General features: G+C 70.4%; 18 protein-coding genes. 7 read left to right on the forward strand and 11 right to left on the reverse strand.

What is annotated here, in order from left to right; all coding sequences use genetic code 11:
* Window positions 1-3: 3 nt before the first annotated feature.
* The 4 genes from ACWDUD_RS18805 to ACWDUD_RS18820 are packed head-to-tail and all read left to right on the forward strand — an operon-like array spanning window position 4 to window position 3349.
* Window positions 4-951: a metal ABC transporter substrate-binding protein gene (locus ACWDUD_RS18805; protein WP_450110252.1), complete on the forward strand. Its 948-nt coding sequence runs from the start codon at window positions 4-6 to the stop codon at window positions 949-951.
* Window positions 948-1763 (forward strand): metal ABC transporter ATP-binding protein, encoded by an 816-nt coding sequence (locus ACWDUD_RS18810; protein WP_450110253.1) that lies wholly within the window; start codon window positions 948-950, stop codon window positions 1761-1763. The genes ACWDUD_RS18805 and ACWDUD_RS18810 overlap by 4 nt, the downstream gene beginning before the upstream one ends.
* Window positions 1763-2644, forward strand: a complete 882-nt coding sequence (locus tag ACWDUD_RS18815; protein WP_450110262.1) for a metal ABC transporter permease — start codon at window positions 1763-1765, stop codon at window positions 2642-2644. The genes ACWDUD_RS18810 and ACWDUD_RS18815 overlap by 1 nt, the downstream gene beginning before the upstream one ends.
* 9 nt (window positions 2645-2653) lie before the next feature.
* Window positions 2654-3349: a metal-dependent transcriptional regulator gene (locus ACWDUD_RS18820; RefSeq protein WP_450110254.1), complete on the forward strand. Its 696-nt coding sequence runs from the start codon at window positions 2654-2656 to the stop codon at window positions 3347-3349.
* A gap of 69 nt (window positions 3350-3418) precedes the next feature.
* Here the strand turns inward: ACWDUD_RS18820 and truB are convergent, their stop codons facing one another.
* From truB to rimP, 11 genes are all read right to left on the reverse strand, one after another.
* Window positions 3419-4330: a tRNA pseudouridine(55) synthase TruB gene (truB, locus tag ACWDUD_RS18825; RefSeq protein ID WP_450110255.1), complete on the reverse strand. Its 912-nt coding sequence runs from the start codon at window positions 4328-4330 to the stop codon at window positions 3419-3421.
* Between the two features lie 25 nt (window positions 4331-4355).
* Entirely contained in the window at window positions 4356-5027 is a 672-nt protein-coding gene (gene npt, locus ACWDUD_RS18830; protein ID WP_450110263.1) for a 4'-phosphopantetheinyl transferase Npt, read from the reverse strand.
* Between the two features lie 38 nt (window positions 5028-5065).
* Window positions 5066-6019 carry a metallophosphoesterase family protein gene (locus tag ACWDUD_RS18835; protein ID WP_450110256.1) on the reverse strand — a complete coding sequence of 318 codons (954 nt, stop codon included), beginning with the start codon at window positions 6017-6019 and terminating at the stop codon, window positions 5066-5068.
* A 5-nt stretch (window positions 6020-6024) separates the two neighbouring features.
* Complete coding sequence (locus ACWDUD_RS18840; protein WP_450110257.1) at window positions 6025-7395, reverse strand: MATE family efflux transporter; 1371 nt, start codon at window positions 7393-7395, stop codon at window positions 6025-6027.
* Complete coding sequence (locus ACWDUD_RS18845) at window positions 7379-8377, reverse strand: DHH family phosphoesterase (protein WP_450110264.1); 999 nt, start codon at window positions 8375-8377, stop codon at window positions 7379-7381. Before ACWDUD_RS18845 ends, ACWDUD_RS18840 begins: the two co-directional genes overlap by 17 nt.
* A gap of 7 nt (window positions 8378-8384) precedes the next feature.
* Window positions 8385-8840 (reverse strand): 30S ribosome-binding factor RbfA, encoded by a 456-nt coding sequence (gene rbfA / locus ACWDUD_RS18850; protein WP_197254958.1) that lies wholly within the window; start codon window positions 8838-8840, stop codon window positions 8385-8387.
* Between the two features lie 144 nt (window positions 8841-8984).
* Window positions 8985-9275: a DUF503 domain-containing protein gene (locus tag ACWDUD_RS18855; protein ID WP_248676658.1), complete on the reverse strand. Its 291-nt coding sequence runs from the start codon at window positions 9273-9275 to the stop codon at window positions 8985-8987.
* Window positions 9276-9430: 155 nt separating this feature from the next.
* Entirely contained in the window at window positions 9431-12307 is a 2877-nt protein-coding gene (infB, locus tag ACWDUD_RS18860; RefSeq protein ID WP_450110258.1) for a translation initiation factor IF-2, read from the reverse strand.
* A gap of 160 nt (window positions 12308-12467) precedes the next feature.
* Window positions 12468-12800: a YlxR family protein gene (locus tag ACWDUD_RS18865; RefSeq protein WP_420753229.1), complete on the reverse strand. Its 333-nt coding sequence runs from the start codon at window positions 12798-12800 to the stop codon at window positions 12468-12470.
* Between the two features lie 44 nt (window positions 12801-12844).
* Window positions 12845-13870: a transcription termination factor NusA gene (gene nusA / locus ACWDUD_RS18870; RefSeq protein ID WP_197255434.1), complete on the reverse strand. Its 1026-nt coding sequence runs from the start codon at window positions 13868-13870 to the stop codon at window positions 12845-12847.
* Window positions 13867-14469: a ribosome maturation factor RimP gene (gene rimP / locus ACWDUD_RS18875; protein ID WP_450110259.1), complete on the reverse strand. Its 603-nt coding sequence runs from the start codon at window positions 14467-14469 to the stop codon at window positions 13867-13869. The genes nusA and rimP overlap by 4 nt, the downstream gene beginning before the upstream one ends.
* A 175-nt stretch (window positions 14470-14644) precedes the next feature.
* On the opposite strand from rimP, the gene ACWDUD_RS18880 reads away from it, so the two are divergent.
* The 3 genes from ACWDUD_RS18880 to ACWDUD_RS18890 all read left to right on the forward strand — a co-directional run bounded on the left by ACWDUD_RS18880 (window position 14645) and on the right by ACWDUD_RS18890 (window position 16504).
* Complete coding sequence (locus ACWDUD_RS18880) at window positions 14645-15112, forward strand: hypothetical protein (protein WP_450110260.1); 468 nt, start codon at window positions 14645-14647, stop codon at window positions 15110-15112.
* Entirely contained in the window at window positions 15109-15555 is a 447-nt protein-coding gene (locus tag ACWDUD_RS18885) for a ferritin-like domain-containing protein (RefSeq protein ID WP_197255440.1), read from the forward strand. The genes ACWDUD_RS18880 and ACWDUD_RS18885 overlap by 4 nt, the downstream gene beginning before the upstream one ends.
* Window positions 15556-15679: 124 nt before the next feature.
* Window positions 15680-16504 carry an SDR family NAD(P)-dependent oxidoreductase gene (locus ACWDUD_RS18890; protein ID WP_450110261.1) on the forward strand — a complete coding sequence of 275 codons (825 nt, stop codon included), beginning with the start codon at window positions 15680-15682 and terminating at the stop codon, window positions 16502-16504.
* Window positions 16505-16644: the final 140 nt, after the last annotated feature.

Below are 16644 nucleotides of genomic sequence, written 5' to 3' on the forward strand. Positions count from 1 at the left end.
CGGATGGACATCAGGGCCGTCTGCACACATAATTTCGGTGTGCCGAACATTTTCGTTGGAGCGATCAAAATATTTGTGGCTGCCGCGACGGTCGCCGTCGTGACCTCGTGCACCGCGACCGCCCCCGCGGACAACGAACGCCCGCTGGTGCTGACGACCTTCACCGTGCTGGCGGACATGGCACGCAACGTCGCGGGCGAGCACGTCCGCGTCGAATCCATCACCAAGGTCGGGGCCGAGATCCACGGATACGAACCGACCCCCGGCGACCTCCGGCACGCCGCCGACGCGGACCTCGTCCTCGACAACGGCCTCGGTCTCGAGCGGTGGTTCGAGCAGTTCCTCGCCGACACCCACGCAGAGCACGCCGTCCTCAGCGACGGGGTGGCGCCGCTGCCGATCAGTGAGGACGCCTACGCCGGCCGTATCAACCCCCACGCGTGGATGTCACCGCTCAACGCCCGGATCTACGTCGACAACATCGCCGCGGCACTCTCGCGGATCGCGCCGGAGCACGCCGCCGACTTCACCGCGAACGCCGCCGCCTACAAGGACGAGCTCCAGCTCCTGCACGACGAACTGATCGCCGGCCTCGCCGTCCTGCCCGAGCAGCAGCGGGCCCTGGTCACGTGCGAGGGCGCGTTCAGCTATCTCACGCGCGACGCCGGCCTCCGCGAGGCCTACCTGTGGGCGGTCAACGCCGACCAGCAGGGCACCCCGCAGCAGATCGCCCGGACCGTCGACTTCGTGCGCGCCAACCGCGTGCCCGCGGTCTTCTGCGAATCCACCGTCTCGGACAAGGCACAGCGTCAGGTCGCCGCCGACACCGGCTCCGAGTTCGGCGGCATCCTCTACGTCGACTCGCTCTCCGAACCCGACGGGCCGGTCCCGACCTATCTCGACCTGCTGCGCCACGACGTCCGCACCATCACGAAGGGACTGGCCTCGTGACCACCACCGACACGAGCAGCACGACGAACACCGTTCCCGCCGCCCTCGCGCTCGACGGCATCACCGTCCGCTACGGGACCGTCACCGCGCTCGACGACGTCTCCCTCACCCTCGCCCGCGGCCGGGTGTGCGGACTGGTCGGCACCAACGGATCCGGCAAGTCCACCCTCTTCAAGACCGTCATGGGCATCGTGCGCCCCAGCGCGGGCCGCGTCAGGATCGCCGGGGCCGAGCCCGCCGCCGCGCGCCGCACCGCCTCGGTCGCGTACGTCCCGCAGTCCGAAGCCGTCGACTGGGACTTCCCCATCGTCGTGCGGGAGGTCGTGATGACCGGCCGCTACGGACACCAGGGCACCATGCGCAGGCCCCGGCCCGCCGACCACGACGCGGTCGCGGACGCCCTCGACCGCGTGCAGATGACCGAGTTCGCGAACCGGCAGATCGGGCAGCTGTCCGGTGGGCAGCGCAAACGGGTGTTCGTGGCCCGCGCCATCGCGCAGGGCGCCCCGCTGCTGCTGCTCGACGAACCGTTCGCCGGTGTCGACAAGAGCACCGAGTTCGCGCTGACCGCGGTGATCCGCTCGCTCGCCGACGCCGGCCACACCGTCCTCGTCGCCACGCACGACCTCGCCGGACTCGACCGGCTGTGCGACGAAGCCGCGCTGCTGCAACGGCGGCTGCTCGTCCACGACACCCCCGCCGAGGTGCTGCGGCCCGAGAACCTGGCGCGCGCGTTCGGTGTCGATCCCCTGGCCGTCGACCCCTTGGCCGGCGATGCGGCGGCGACGCTGTCGAAGAGGGAGGCCTGGTGATGCTCGATCTGCTCGTCGAACCCCTGCAGTACGGGTTCATGCAACGCGCTCTGATCGTCGCGATCGCCGCGACCGTCGTGTGCGCCCTGCTCAGCTGCTGGCTCGTGCTCATCGGGTGGTCGTTGATGGGTGACGCGGTCTCGCACGCGGTGCTGCCCGGCGTGGTCCTCGCCTACCTCGTGGGCGCGCCGTTCGCGATCGGCGCGTTGCTGTTCGCGGGGATCGCGGTGGCGTTGATCGGGCTGGTGCGCGGCACCACCAGGGTCAAGGAGGACGCTGCGATCGGCGTCGTGTTCACCACGCTCTTCGCGCTCGGGGTGGTGCTGATCTCGAAGAACCCCAGCCAGGTGGATCTCCATCACGTCCTGTTCGGCAACCTGCTCGGGCTGGCCACCGCCGATGTGTGGCAGGTGTCGATGCTCGCCGCAGTCGTGTTCGCGGTGCTCGTCGTCAAACGCCGGGACCTGACGCTGTTCGCCTTCGACCGCGTCCAGGCCCACGCGCTGGGTATCTCCCCCGCGCGGCTGTCGGCGCTGCTCCTGGCGTTGCTGGCGGTCACGATCGTCGCGGCCATCCAGGCCGTGGGAGTGATCCTGGTCGTCGCCGTGCTCATCATTCCGGGTGCGACCGCGTACCTGCTCACCGACCGGATCTCCCGGATGCTGATCCTCGCGCCGGCTCTCGCGGTCGCGTCGTCGATCGTCGGGGTGTACACGAGCTACTACTCCGACGCCTCGACCGGCGGTGTCGTGGTGCTCGCGCAGGCGGTGGTGTTCACGGCCGCGTACCTGTTCGCGCCCCGCCAGGGCGTGGTGACGGCGGCAGTCCGGCGCAGGCGGGAGATCCCGGACAAAGGTGATTCCGAGGTGAGAGTTGCCTAAGCTGGGCAGGTGCCTGGCAGGAGCGAGACGAATACGACGACGGGAGCGCTGACCTCCGTCGCGCAGGACTACCTGAAGGTCATCTGGACCGTGCAGGAATGGTCCGGCGAGAAGGTCTCCACGAAGCTGCTCGCCGAGAAACTCGGCGTGTCCGCATCGACCGTCTCCGAGGCCGTGCGCCGGCTGTGCGACCAGGGCCTGCTCGACCACGAGCGGTACGGTGCGATCTCGCTGACCGAGTCGGGCCGCGCGGCCGCCGTCGCGATGGTCCGCCGGCACCGGCTCATCGAGACGTTCCTGGTCCGCGAACTCGGCTACGGGTGGGACGAGGTGCACGACGAGGCCGAGGTGCTCGAACACGCGGTTTCCGAGCGGATGATCGCCGCACTCGATGCGAAACTCGGTTTCCCCGAACGGGATCCGCACGGGGACCCGATCCCCACCCCGGACGGCACGATCCCCACCCCACCGGCGCGCCCGTTGAGCTCGTTCGCCGCCGGGGAGTTCGGACGCGTCGCCCGCATCTCGGACAACGATCCGGCGATGCTGCGCTACTTCGACGACGTCGGGATCGCGCTCGACACCGAGATCCGGGTGATCGAGCGTCGCGACTTCGCCGGCACGGTCGCGGTGAGCATCGGCGGCGACCCGGACCGCACCGTCGACCTCGGCAACCCCGCCGCCGACGCCATCTGGCTCGTCTAGCTCACAGGCTCGTCTAGCTCACAGGCTCGTCCAGCTCACAGGCTCGTCCAGCTCACAGGCTCGTCTGGTTCACAGGTTGGACGGCCGCACAACGAACACCGCGGACGCGCGCTTGCCCTTCTCCTGCAGCAGTGCCGCCGCGCGGCCCTGTGCGTCGATCGCCGCGTACACGCCCGGCATGCCGATCGGTTCGAGCCAGCGGCCGTTCGCGAGGAGCGCGGCCTCGGCGTCGCTGATCGTGCGGCACGCGAACGCGGTGCGGGCCGCGGCGTCGATGTCGAGGCTCAACGCGGGATCGTCGGCGAGCTGTTCGAGGGTGCGCGCGTGCTCGAGCCCGAACGGGCCGACCTTCGTGCGGCGCAGCGCCGTCAGGTGCGCGCCGACCCCGAGCGCCGCACCGAGATCGCGGGCGAGCGCGCGGATGTAGGTGCCGGACGAGCAGTCCACCTCGACGTCGAGATCGACGAATCCCTGCTCGGGGAGGTCGCGCCGCGCGCACACGTCGAATCGCGACACCGTCACCGGCCGCGCGGCCAGCTCGACGGTCTCGCCCTCCCGCATCCGCGCGTAGGCGCGTTTACCGTCTACCTTGATCGCACTGACACTCGCCGGCACCTGCTCGATGTCGCCGGTCAACGCGGCGACCGCGGCGGCGATCTCGTCGTCGGTGACGCCGGACGCATCGGTGGTCGCGACCGTCTCGCCTTCCGCGTCGTCGGTGACGGTGCTCTGTCCGAGGCGGATCGTCGCGGTGTACGACTTGGTGGTCAACGACAGCAGGCCGAGCATCTTCGTGGCCCGTTCCACCCCGAGGACGAGCACGCCCGTCGCCATCGGGTCGAGGGTGCCCGCGTGCCCCACCTTGCGGGTGCCGAGCAGACGCCGGCAGCGGGCCACGACGTCGTGACTCGTCATGCCCGGGTCCTTGTCGACGACGAGCAGACCGGCATTGGCCAGGGCGGGATTCTCGGTGGCAGACACGTGGCCCGATTCTGCCACCTCCCGTTCAGCGCACCGCGATGGCGGTGAGCACCAGTCCGTCGGCGACCAGCCAGCGGCCGTCGAACTTCGACACCGGCGCCCCGTCCCGGGTGTCGCCGGGCACGAGCAGCTGCGACCGGAATGCGCCCGACGCGACCGCGCCCGCCGCGCTGTCGTCGCGGGTGAACGTGATGTGGGCGTCCTCGAAGCCGAGCCACCGCCCGGTCAGCGGGAACCACGCCTTGTAGGTGGCTTCCTTCGCGCAGAACAGCACACGATCCCAGTGCACGTCGTCGTCGGGGGCGGCGGCGAGCCAGTCGCGTTCCGGTTCGAGGCTCACCGCGGGCAGCACCCCGTCCGGGAGCACGTCGTGCGGTTCGGCGTCGATGCCCACCGACCGCACCTGCAGCGAGTACCCGAGCACGGCACCCCGGTAGCCCTCGCAGTGCGTGAGGCTGCCGACGACCCCGCGCGGCCACACCGGTACGCCTCGCTCGCCCTTGAGGACCGGCGACGGATCGACCCCGAGCCGTCGCATCGCCTGCCGCGCGCAGTGCCGTGCCCCGATGAACTCCCGGCGACGCTTCTCGACGGCCTTCGCGATGAGCGCCTCCTCCTGCGGATGTGGCGCCAGGCCCGGCGGGTCGTCGAACAGTTCGGCGGCGACGACGCCGTCCGGCAGGATCAGTCCGATCAGGGTCTCGGACGCGTCAGGGATGTTCCGGGTCGTCTCCGTCACCGCAGTCCCTTCGCTCGCTGTAGTTCCCGCGCTCGCTGTGCGCGCATCTTCTCCACTTCCGCTTCCATCTCGGGTGTCACCGTGAAGTGCCCGCCCCACTTGTTCAGAGTGCCCGGCGGATAGTCCGGGACCGGCAGGATCTGCCGCAGCACCTGATCGGGGAGGCCGCGTCGCTGCCATTCGCGCGGGTAGCCGACCGAGACCTCCTCGAACCGCACGCCGTCGTAGTAGGTGGTGCGCGGGATGTGCAGGTGGCCGTACACCGAACACAGCGCCCGGTAGCGCAGGTGCCAGTCCGCGGTGTCGGTGGTGCCGCACCACAGCGCGAACTCCGGGTAGAACAGCATCCGGGTCGGCTCGCGCACCAGCGGGAAATGATTGATCAGCACCGTCGGCAGCGCCGGATCCAGGGCGTCGAGCCGTTCCCGCGTCCGCTCCAGGCGCGCCTGGCACCACGCGTCACGCGTCAGGTACGGGTCGGGGGCGAGCAGGAATTCGTCGGTCGCGACGACGTTGCGGTCGCGGGCCAGCGCGAGCCCCTCGGCCTTCGTCGTGGTTCCCTCGGGCAGGAACGAGTAGTCGTAGAGCAGGAACATCGGAACCAGCACCACCGGTCCCCCGTCGCCCTCCCACACCGGGAACGGGTCCTCGGGGGTGATCACGTCGAGTTCCCGGCACATGGTGACCAGATAGTCGTAGCGGGCGACGCCACGCATCTGCACGGGGTCCTTCGCCGTGGTCCACAGTTCGTGGTTGCCGGGCACCCAGATGACCTTCGCGAAGCGACTGCGCAGCAGTTTCAGCGCCCACCGGATGTCGTCGCTCTTCTCGGCGACGTCCCCGGCGAGGATCAGCCAGTCGTCCGGCGATTCCGGCACGATGTCCTCGGTGACGGGCCGGTTGCCCTTGTGCCCGACATGGATGTCGCTGACCGCCCACAGCTTCGCCACCGGCTCTACCCCTCCGCTTCCGTCTGCTCGAGGGACCGCGCCTGCCGGTCCGCTCCCGTCACCATCCATCGTCCCGACAGCGTCCGCCAGACGACGGCCACCATCCGAAACACGATGAACACCGTAAGGCCGGTCCAGATTCCCGCCAGACCCCAGTCCCACACGAGTGAGCACCAGATGAGCGGCAGGAACCCGAGAAGCGCGGACGCCAGCGTCGCGGTCCGCAGGAACGCGGCGTCGCCGGCGCCGAGCAGCACTCCGTCGAGCGCGAACACCACACCCGCCGCGGGCATGATCGCCACGAAGAACCACCACGCGACACCGATCTGATCGAGTACCGCGTCGTCGCCGGTGAACAGACCGGGGATCACCTCGCTACCGAGCAGGAACAGCAGCGCGAGCACCGCCGCGAAGACCGTCGACCAGGCCGTGATCCGCCACGCCAGGCGATGGGCGCCGCCCCGGTCTGCGGATCCGAGCGCCGCCCCGACCAGTGCCTGCGCGGCGATCGCGAGCGAATCGAGCGTCAGCGCCACGAAGTTCCACAGTTGCAACACCACTTGGTGCGCGGCGACCGCGGCGGCCCCGAAACGCGCGGCGACCGCGGCGGCCGACAGGAAGCACGCCTGGAAGGCGAGGCTGCGGGCGACGAGGTCGCGTCCGAGCCGCAGTTGCGCGCCGATGATCGTTCGCCGAGGTTTTAGCGGCACTCCCGCGCGCAGCAGCGCCCGCAGGAACAGTGCCGCGGACACCGCCTGTCCGGCCACGTTGGCGACGGCCGAGCCGGCCAGTTCCCATCGGGGCGCACCGAGCAGGCCGTGGACGAGCAGCGGGCACAGCACCGCCGACAAGGCCAGCCCGACGACGACATAGCGCAGCGGCCGCGCGGTGTCCTGGACGCCGCGCATCCATCCGTTCCCGGCAAGGGTGACGAGGATCAGCGGGGCCCCGAACAGGGCGATGCGCAGCCACGTCACGGCCGATCCGGCGATGTCGCCGTCCCCGGCGATCAGGCCGGCGACCGGACCGGCGAGCATCTGCCCGACGACCAGCACGACGACGCCGACCCCGAGCGCCAGCCAGGTCGCCTGCACGCCCTCGCCGACGGCGTCGGTGTGCCGGTCGGCACCGTGGAACCGGGCAGCCCGGGAAGTGGTTCCGTACGACAGGAACGTCAACTGGGTGCTGACCTGCGCGAGGATCAGCCCGCCCACGGCCAGCCCGGCCAGGGCCAGTGCCCCGAGGCGGCCGACGACGGCGATGTCGAACAGCAGGTACAGCGGTTCGGCGGCGAGTACCCCCAGCGCGGGCAGAGCGAGCCCGAGGATCCGTTTCGCCGAAACCTCGGACACGACGCGATCAGCCGAGGGCGTCACGCAGTTCCGCCACGATCTCGGTGCGATCGCCGTGAGCGGTGTAGCCGGCGGCGGCGCGGTGTCCCCCACCCCCGAGCCGCGCAGCGACGAGCGAGACGTCGATCCCGTCCTTCGAGCGCAGCGACACCGTCCACACCCCGGAACCGACCTCCTTGAAGACGGCGGCGACCTCGGCCTCGGCGGTGGTCCGCACGATGTCGATGACGCTTTCGATCTCCTCGGAACGCAGGTGCGCGGAATCCGCGCGCATCACGGTCGCGTGGACGAGACCCCGGCCGCCGGCGGCCTCCGGGACGAGCGTCGCGGTCGCGAGCACCGCCGACAGCATCGGCAGCCATCCGAACGGATGGGTGTCGAGCAGCTGCCGGGTGATGCGGGCGCCGTCGATGCCGGTCGAGAGGAGCCGTTCGGCCAGCAGGTGCGAGCTCGCCCGGCCCCACCGGAATGATCCGGTGTCGGTGACGAGCCCGGCGAACAGGCAGTGCGCGAGATCCGCGTCGATCTCGACGCCCCACGCGTCGAAGAGGTCGGCGAGGACCGCAGCGGTCGCTTCGGCGTCCGGTTCGATGAGGTCGTGGGTGCCGAACCGGGTGTTCGACCGGTGGTGGTCGATGACGAGCGTGCGCGTGGCGCCGTGCAGCCGCGGCGCGAGCCGCCCGAGGCGCCCGGCGGTGCCGCAGTCCACGGTGACGAGCAGGTCGACGGTCTCCCGCACTTCCGCGGCGGGCGTCACCAGGTGCAGACCCGGCAGCTCCCGCATCGAGCCGGGCACGTCGTCGGGCGATCCGAACGCGACCTGCACGGGCACGCCGCGGCGTTCGAGCGCCAGTCCCAGCGCGAGGCCGCTACCGAGGGTGTCCGCATCGGGCTGGACGTGGCACAGCACCGTCACGGACGTCGCCGCATCCAGCAGCTCGACGGCACCGCCGAGATCCACGGCGGTCGAGGACGGGGTGCTGTCGGGCGAGGTGATGTCGGACATGACGGTTCTATTCGTCGCCGGCGGCGTCTCGCTCACGCGGTTCCTTGTACGGATCGGCCTCGCCGGCGGGCGATGCACCTTCGCGGGCCTTGGCGACCGCCTCGTCGGCGGCGCGGGCGCGGGCCAGCAGCTCCTCCATGTGGCGGGCGGTGTCCGGCACCGTGTCGGTCACGAACGTGAGGGTGGGTGTGAAACGCACGCCGGTCCCGGCGCCGACCTTGGTCCGGAGCACTCCCTTCGCCTTCTCGAGGCCGGCGGCAGCCGCGGCGAGATCGGGCTCGGAGTCGAGGTCCGCTCCGCGCACGGTGTAGTACACGGTGGCGTCGTGCAGGTCGGCGGTCACCTTCGCATCGGTGATCGTGACGAACGCGAGCCGCGGATCCTTGATCTCGTGATCGATCGCGGTGGCCACGATGGTGGCGATGCGCTTGGCGAGACGACGGGCCCGTGCTGGATCGGCCATGTCAGTCGCTTCCTCTCCTCGCCGCGGTGCGGCTGTTGTGTCCGCCGCGGTGCGGCTGTTGTGTCCGCCGCGGTGGGCTGTTGTGTCCGCCGCGGGCGGCTGTCGTGTTCAGCCGCGGGCGGCTGTGTCGTATGTGGGGTCCGGTCAGTCTTCCGGACCGAAAATTCTTCGGCGGGCTGCGAGCAACTGCAACTCGGGGCGGGCCGCGACTAGGCGTTCGCACCGGTCGAGGATGTCGGTGACGTGCCCGACGTCGGGTCCTGCCGATGCCACCCCCAGCAGGGCGCGGCGGTGCAGGTCCTGATGCCCGGCTTCGGTGGCCGAGACCCCGAACCGGCGCAGTTCCGCGAGGACCGGCCGGATCATCGACCGCTTTCCTTTGAGGGAGTGCACGTCACCGAGCAGCACATCCAGTTCGAGTGCGCCTACGAACACCGGACCTCCTGTCTGGACTCCCGGCGCGGATACCCCGGGAAGCGGGGCGCTGACACGTCGGGGCGGCGGACGATTGCTCGCCCGCCGCCCCGACGGCGATGCCGTCAGCTGTCACCGACGGCGGTGCCGTCAGTTGTCACCCGACGGCGGTGCCGTCAGTCGCGCGGCTTCTCGCGCAGCTCGTAGGCCTCGATCACGTCGCCGACCTTGATGTCGGAGTAGGTGATCGTCATACCGCACTCGTAGCCCTCGCGGACCTCGGTGACGTCGTCCTTCTCGCGGCGCAGCGACGAGATGGTGACGGTCTCGGCGACGACGTTGTTGTCGCGGAGCAACCGTGCCTTCGCGTTGCGCTTGACGATGCCGGACTGCACGAGGCAACCCGCGATGTTGCCGACCTTCGAGGACTTGAAGATGGCGCGGATCTCGGCGCGGCCGAGCTCGACCTCTTCGTAGATCGGCTTGAGCATGCCCTTGAGGGCCTTCTCCACCTCGTCGATCGCCTGGTAGATGATCGAGTAGTAGCGGATGTCGACGCCCTCGCGGTTCGCCAGCTCCGTCGCCTTGCCTTCGGCACGGACGTTGAAGCCGATGATCACCGCGTTGGAGGCAGCAGCCAGGTTGACGTTGGTCTCGGTGACACCACCGACACCGCGGTCGATGACCCGCAGGCGCACCTCGTCGTCGATCTCGATCCCCATGAGCGCTTCTTCGAGGGCCTCGACGGTACCCGAGTTGTCGCCCTTGAGGATGAGGTTGAGCTCGTTGTGCTCCTTGAGCGCGGCATCCAGATCCTCGAGGGAGATCCGCTTGCGGCTCTTCGCGGCCAGCGCGTTGCGCTTGCGCGCATTGCGGCGGTCGGCGATCTGCCGGGCGATGCGGTCCTCTTCGACGACGACGAGGTTGTCGCCGGCGCCGGGCACCGACGTGAAGCCGATGACCTGGACCGGACGCGAAGGCAGAGCCTCCAGGACGTCCTCGCCGTGCTCGTCGACCATGCGGCGCACGCGGCCGTACGCGTCGCCGGCGACGATGGAGTCGCCGACCCGCAGGGTGCCGCGCTGGACCAGCACGGTGGCGACCGGACCGCGACCGCGGTCGAGGTGAGCCTCGATCGCGACGCCCTGGGCCTCCATATCCGGGTTGGCCCGCAGGTCGAGGGCCGCATCGGCGGTGAGCAACACGGCCTCGAGCAGCTGGTCGATGTTCAGGCCCTGCTTCGCGGAGATGTCGACGAACATGGTGTCGCCGCCGTACTCCTCGGTGACCAGGCCGTACTCGGTGAGCTGCTGGCGGATCTTCTGGGGGTTCGCACCCTCCTTGTCGATCTTGTTGACCGCGACCACGATCGGCACGTCGGCCGCTTGGGCGTGGTTGATCGCCTCGACCGTCTGCGGCATGACACCGTCGTCGGCGGCGACCACGAGGATCGCGATGTCCGTCGACTTCGCACCGCGGGCACGCATGGCGGTGAACGCCTCGTGACCCGGGGTGTCGATGAAGGTGATGAGCCGGTCTTCGCCGTTGAGGTGCGTGAGCACCTGGTAGGCGCCGATGTGCTGGGTGATGCCACCGGCCTCGGCCTCACGGACGTTGGCCTTGCGGATCGTGTCGAGCAGTCGGGTCTTACCGTGGTCGACGTGACCCATGACGGTCACCACCGGCGGACGCTGCTGCAGGTCCTCTTCGCCGCCCTCGTCCTCGCCGTACTGGATGTCGAACGATTCGAGCAGCTCGCGGTCCTCGTCCTCGGGGCTGACGACCTGGACGACGTAGTTCATCTCCGAGCCGAGCAGCTCGAGGGTCTCGTCGTTCACCGACTGAGTGGCGGTGACCATCTCGCCGAGGTTGAACAGCGCCTGGACCAGTGCCGACGGGTTCGCGTCGATCTTCTCCGCGAAGTCGGACAGCGACGCGCCGCGGGCGAGCCGGATGGTCTCGCCGTTGCCGCGGGGCAGCCGGACACCGCCGACTGCCGGTGCCTGCATCGAGTCGTATTCCTGCCGCTTCTGCCGCTTCGACTTGCGGCCGCGACGCGGAGCACCACCGGGACGGCCGAACGCACCGGCCGTGCCGCCGCGTCCACCGCGACCGGCACCACCACCGCCGCCACCGGGACGACCCCGGAAGCCACCGGCTGCTCCGGCACCTGCACCGGCACCGGCACCGGCGCCGCCACCGGCTCCACCGCCGCGGTAGCCGCCGCCACCGCCGCCCGGGCGACCACCCGGTGCGCCGGGACGACCCGGACGACCGGTCGCGGCCGGACGTGCCGCACGCTGCGGCATCGCACCCGGGTTCGGGCGCGGGGGCATCGAGCCCGGAGACGGACGCGGTCCGCCCTGGCCGGGAGCCGGACGAGGTCCGCCGGGACCGGCGGCCGGGCGCGGAGCGGCCTGGCCGGGAGTGGGACGGGGCCCACCCGGACCGGCCGCGGGACGACCCTGGCCGGGCGTCGGACGGGGACCGCCCTGACCCGGGCGAGGGGCGCCGGGACGCGGTGCCGGACGCTCCGCGGGAGCCGACGAGTAGGGATTGTTCCCGACACGCGGCGGCTTCGGGCCGGGACGCGGTCCGCCGGGCTTGGGACCGGGGGCCGGGGCCGGCGCGGGCTGCGCGGCCGGAGCCTGGGCGGCCGGGGCCGGTGCTGCCGGCTTCGGGGCCGCAGGACGCGGGGCACCCGGCTTCGGTCCCGTCGAGGGACGCGGTGCCGGGGTGGGGGTCTGCGCGGGAGCTGCTGCCGCGGGCTTCGGCGCCGGGGTGGGTGCCGGGGCCGGCGCTGCAGCTGCCGGGGCGGCCGGACGCGGGCCGGGACGCGGTGCGCCCGGCTTGGGACCGGGGGTCGGGGCGGCCGACGAGCCTTCGCCCGTGGTCTTGCCGAACGATTCACGCAGACGACGTGCGACGGGGGCTTCGACCGTCGACGACGCGGACTTCACGAACTCGCCGAGCTCCTTGAGCCTTTCGAGTACGACCTTGCTTGTGACATCGAGTTCTTTCGCCAACTCGTGCACGCGGGGCTTGCCTGCCACTGCTCTCCTCACTGATGAGGTCGAGCGGCTGGTTGCCCGCACGACCTCGGGTTATCTCCGATGGACGTTCATCGCTGGTGCTTCACGGTGTGCTCATGAGTGTTCGTGCCTGTTCTTCTCAGAGTTCGATGTCACTGCGTTGGTGTCCCTGCTGTCGATCTCACAACGGTGCCACGCCGAGTGATATTCCGTCGCCGGACCCGACCAGCTGATCGAGCGCCGCCGTGTCCGGATTTCCGGGCACCCTCAGCGCTCTGCCGAATGCTCGACGCCGCTCCGCCTGACTCAGACACTCCGAAACGGGATGCAACCACGCGCCCCGCCCGGGAAGTCTGCGCCCGGGATCAGGGACCAGAACGAAGCGTTTCGGCTCCACTTCTCGTGCCACGACCCTCAGCAGATCGGCAGTCAGCGATCGCTGCCGACACCCGAGACAGGTACGCACCGGACCGGTGCGCTCGCCGCGTGACGAAGACAGCTCATGCTGAACCATCGACCACTCTACCGCCGATTCGTCCGGAAGCCCGCATTCCACCTCTACCTGCCTGTCGAAGCGGCGCCCGAGTGACCATCATCACCCGCTGCGGCGTCGCTGCGGATGTCGATCCGCCATCCGGTCAGACGCGCGGCCAGGCGGGCGTTCTGCCCTTCCTTGCCGATCGCGAGGGACAACTGGAAGTCGGGGACGACGACACGCGCGGCCCGCGCGTCCGGGTCGACGACCGTGACCGAAACCACCTTCGACGGCGACAGCGCGTTGCCGACGAACCGCGCCGGATCCTCGTCGTAGTCGATGATGTCGATCTTCTCCTCGCCGAGTTCGCGCATCACGTTGCGCACGCGCTGACCCATCGGGCCGATGCACGCACCCTTCGCGTTCAGCCCGGGTACCCGCGAGTGCACCGCGATCTTCGAGCGGTGCCCCGCCTCGCGGGCGACCGCGACGATCTCGACGGATCCGTCCGCGATCTCCGGGACCTCGAGCGCGAACAGGCGACGGACGAGGTTCGGATGGGTCCGCGACAGGGTGATCTGCGGTCCACGCTGGCCGCGTGCCACGCCCACGACGTAGCACTTGATGCGATCGCCGTGCTCGTACGTTTCGCCCGGCACCTGCTCGGCCGGCGGGATCAGGCCCTCGGCGCCGTTGTCGCCGCCGATCCGCACGACCACCATGCCGCGCGCGTTCGCGCGGGTGTCGCGCTGGACGACACCGCCGACGATCTCGCCCTCGTGGGTGACGAACTCGCCGAAACGCTGCTCGTGCTCGGCGTCACGGATGCGCTGCATGATGACCTGCCGCGCGGTCGTGGCGGCGATCCGGCCGAAGTCCGCCGGAGTGTCGTCCCATTCGGAGACGAGGTTGCCGTCGGCGTCGAACTCTTCGGCCATCACGCGCACGATGCCGGTCTTGCGGTCCAGATCGATCCGGGCGTGCGGCTGGTGACCGTCCACGTGCCGGTAGGCGGTGAGCAGAGCGGTCGAAATCGTCTCGATCAGCGCCTCGAACGGGATGTTCTTCTCGGATTCGAGCGCCTTCAGCGCCGTGATGTCGATATTCACTTGTCCACCTTCGTCTCGTTCACTTCGTCTTCGTCACTACCGTCTTCGTCCACCCCGACCGCGTTCTCGTCGAGTTCCCCCGCACGCACCCGGCCGTCGGGCAGGCCACCGGCGAGCTCGAGCTCGCGGGCGTTGGGAGGGTTGAACTCCACCTCGACCGTCGCCGACCGCACCTCCGCCAGCGGGATTGCGCGCACGACCGGGCCGTTGCGGTCCGGGACCACGATGCGGATCTCGTCGCCGACGAGTTCGCCGATACGGCCGACGAGCGTCTCGGTCCCCAGATCCAGCCGGGCCTTCCGGCCCTGCGCGCGCCGCCAGTGCCGGTCCTGCGTCAGCGGCCGGCCGATACCGGGACTGGTCACCTCGAGCATGTACGGCGACTCACCGAAATCCGACACCGCGTCGAACGCCTCCGACACGAGATGACTCAGGCGCGCCGCCTCGTCGAGGCCGAGACCTGCGTCGCTGTCGACCATGAGCCGGACCGTGCTGTGCTTGCCCGCCGCCGTGACGACGACGTCCTCGAGGTCGTAACCCTCACGCTCGATCAGATCCGAGACGAGCTCGACAATCCTCTCCGGTGGCGGCACAGGCATGGCGGCAAGCTCCTCGTTCAGTTGTGGTCGCAGCGGTAGGCGGCCGGTGCGGGGATCGATCCGGCAGGTATCAAGGGTATCGCGCATTTCGGGGTGCCGTGACCAGGCCGGCGTCCGGATCGGTTCGCCGGACTGGCACCATGGTCCGGTGCCGACGTCACCACACCTGCCACCCGTGTCCCGACGAACACTGCTGCGATGGTCCGGTGCCGCGCTCGGCACCGCGGGCGTGTTCACCGTCACGGGATGCGGAGCCCCCTCCGACGAGGACGGCGAGCCCGATCCGCTGATCGCCCAGGCCCAGCGCGCACGCACCGACGCCGCTCTCGCCGGCGCCCTCGTCGCCGTGGCACCTGAGCGGGCCGATGCGCTCGCGACGATCGGCGCCGAACGCACGACGCACGCCGACGCACTCGACGCGGAGGTCGCACGGCTGGCGGGGGCCACGTCGACGTCCCCGGCCACCTCGACGACCGTGACGCTGCCCGCCGAGACTCCGAGCGTGGAACTGCTGCGCGAACGGCTGATCCGTTCCCAGCGCGACGCCGCGGATCTGGCCCGCACCCTGCGCGGTTACCGCGCGGGCCTGCTCGCGTCCGTCAGTGCCGCCTGCGCGACCGAGACGGCGGTGCTGCTGCCGTGAGTTCCCCCCAGCTCGGAGCCGAGCAGCAGGCCCTCGTCGACGCCGTGAACGCCGAACACGCCGCCGTGTTCGGGTACGGCCTCGTCGCGGCGTTCTCCAATCCGGCCCGCGGCGGTGAGGTGGCGGAGGACACCGCCGCACATCGGGCGCGCCGCGACGCCACGATCGACGCGCTCACCGCCGCGAGCGTCACTCCCCCGGTCGCCGCGCCCGGCTACACCGTCCCGTTCCCGGTGACCGACCCGATCAGTGCCGCGCAGCTCGCCGTGCAGATCGAGACGGACGTCGCGGTCGCGTGGCGGTCCGTCGTCGAACGGGCGACCTCCGAGTCCACCCGCGGATTCGCGATCGACGCGCTGACCGAAACGGCCCTGCGCGGCGCGCGGTGGCGGGCGAACCTGGGTGTCGCTCCCCCGACCGTCGCCCTGCCCGGTCAGCCCTGATCGTCCCGTCGTTCGGAATTCGCCGCCGAAGAACAGAAACGTGTTCTACCGTCGTGAGCGTGCCGACGACACGACCGGAACAGACCGTTCATCCGACCACCGATCGACGCCGCGAGGCCGGGGCGTGACCCGCGTCGCGCTGGTCACCGGCGCGTCCCGCGGGGTCGGTAAGGGCATCGCCCTGGCCCTGGGAAGTGCCGGGTGGACCGTCTACGTGACCGGACGGGGACCCGCCACCGGCGACGCTCCCCTGGCCGGGACTGCAGCGGAGATCACCGCCCGCGGCGGTCGCGGGCACGCGCTGACGTGCGACCACTGCGACGACGCGGCGATCGAGAAGGTGTTCGCGCAGATCGCCGACGACCAGGAGGGCCGGCTCGACCTGCTGGTCAACAACGTGTGGGCCGGTCCACGCGGATTCGGCGGGTTCGACACCCCGTTCTGGGAACGACCGCTCGACGACTGGGACAGCCTGATCGGGCTCGGATTGCGCGCGCACTACGTCGCATCGGTCGCCGCGGCCCGCATGATGGTGCCGCGACGCACCGGCCTGATCGTCAACATCTCGTCGTTCGGCACCCGCAGCCGCCTGCATTCGGTGCTGTACGGGATCTCCAAGGCCGGCCTCGACAAGATGGCCTTCGACATGGCCGACGAACTGCGCGAACACGATGTGCACGCGGTGTCGCTGTGGCCGGGCATCGTGCGCACCGAGAAGATCGTCGCGAGCGGCCTCACCGACATCGCGGGGTTCCCGGTCGCGGACGCCGAGTCGCCCGAGTTCGTCGGCTCCGTCGTCGCGGCCCTGACCGACGACCCCGAACTCGCCGAGCGCAGCGGGCACACCTTCGTCACCGCCGAACTCGCCCGCGACTACGACCTGACCGACCTCGACGGCCGCCGGCCCCCGTCGCACCGCAGTGTGTTCGGGGGCGGCCCGCTGTTCTGACGAGCCCCACCCTTTCCGAGCGAGCGGTACATCCGGTCGATCTGACGGGCTGTTGCAGAATCGCGGGTCGGTCTCGCCGTGACGCGGCGGGGCCGACCTGCGGCTTTGTGTAGAATCCGTTGGTGGCCAAAGGATATCGA

Source organism: Rhodococcus sp. NPDC003382, assembly GCF_053589135.1.

Coding starts and splice junctions, on each gene's coding strand:
- ACWDUD_RS18805 (WP_450110252.1), top strand. CDS start 4: ATGGACATCAGGGCCGTCTGCACACATAATTTCGGTGTGCCGAACATT.
- ACWDUD_RS18815 (WP_450110262.1), top strand. CDS start 1,763: ATGCTCGATCTGCTCGTCGAACCCCTGCAGTACGGGTTCATGCAACGC.
- ACWDUD_RS18845 (WP_450110264.1), bottom strand. CDS start 8,377: ATGTCCGACATCACCTCGCCCGACAGCACCCCGTCCTCGACCGCCGTG.
- rbfA (WP_197254958.1), bottom strand. CDS start 8,840: ATGGCCGATCCAGCACGGGCCCGTCGTCTCGCCAAGCGCATCGCCACC.
- ACWDUD_RS18865 (WP_420753229.1), bottom strand. CDS start 12,800: ATGGTTCAGCATGAGCTGTCTTCGTCACGCGGCGAGCGCACCGGTCCG.
- rimP (WP_450110259.1), bottom strand. CDS start 14,469: ATGCCTGTGCCGCCACCGGAGAGGATTGTCGAGCTCGTCTCGGATCTG.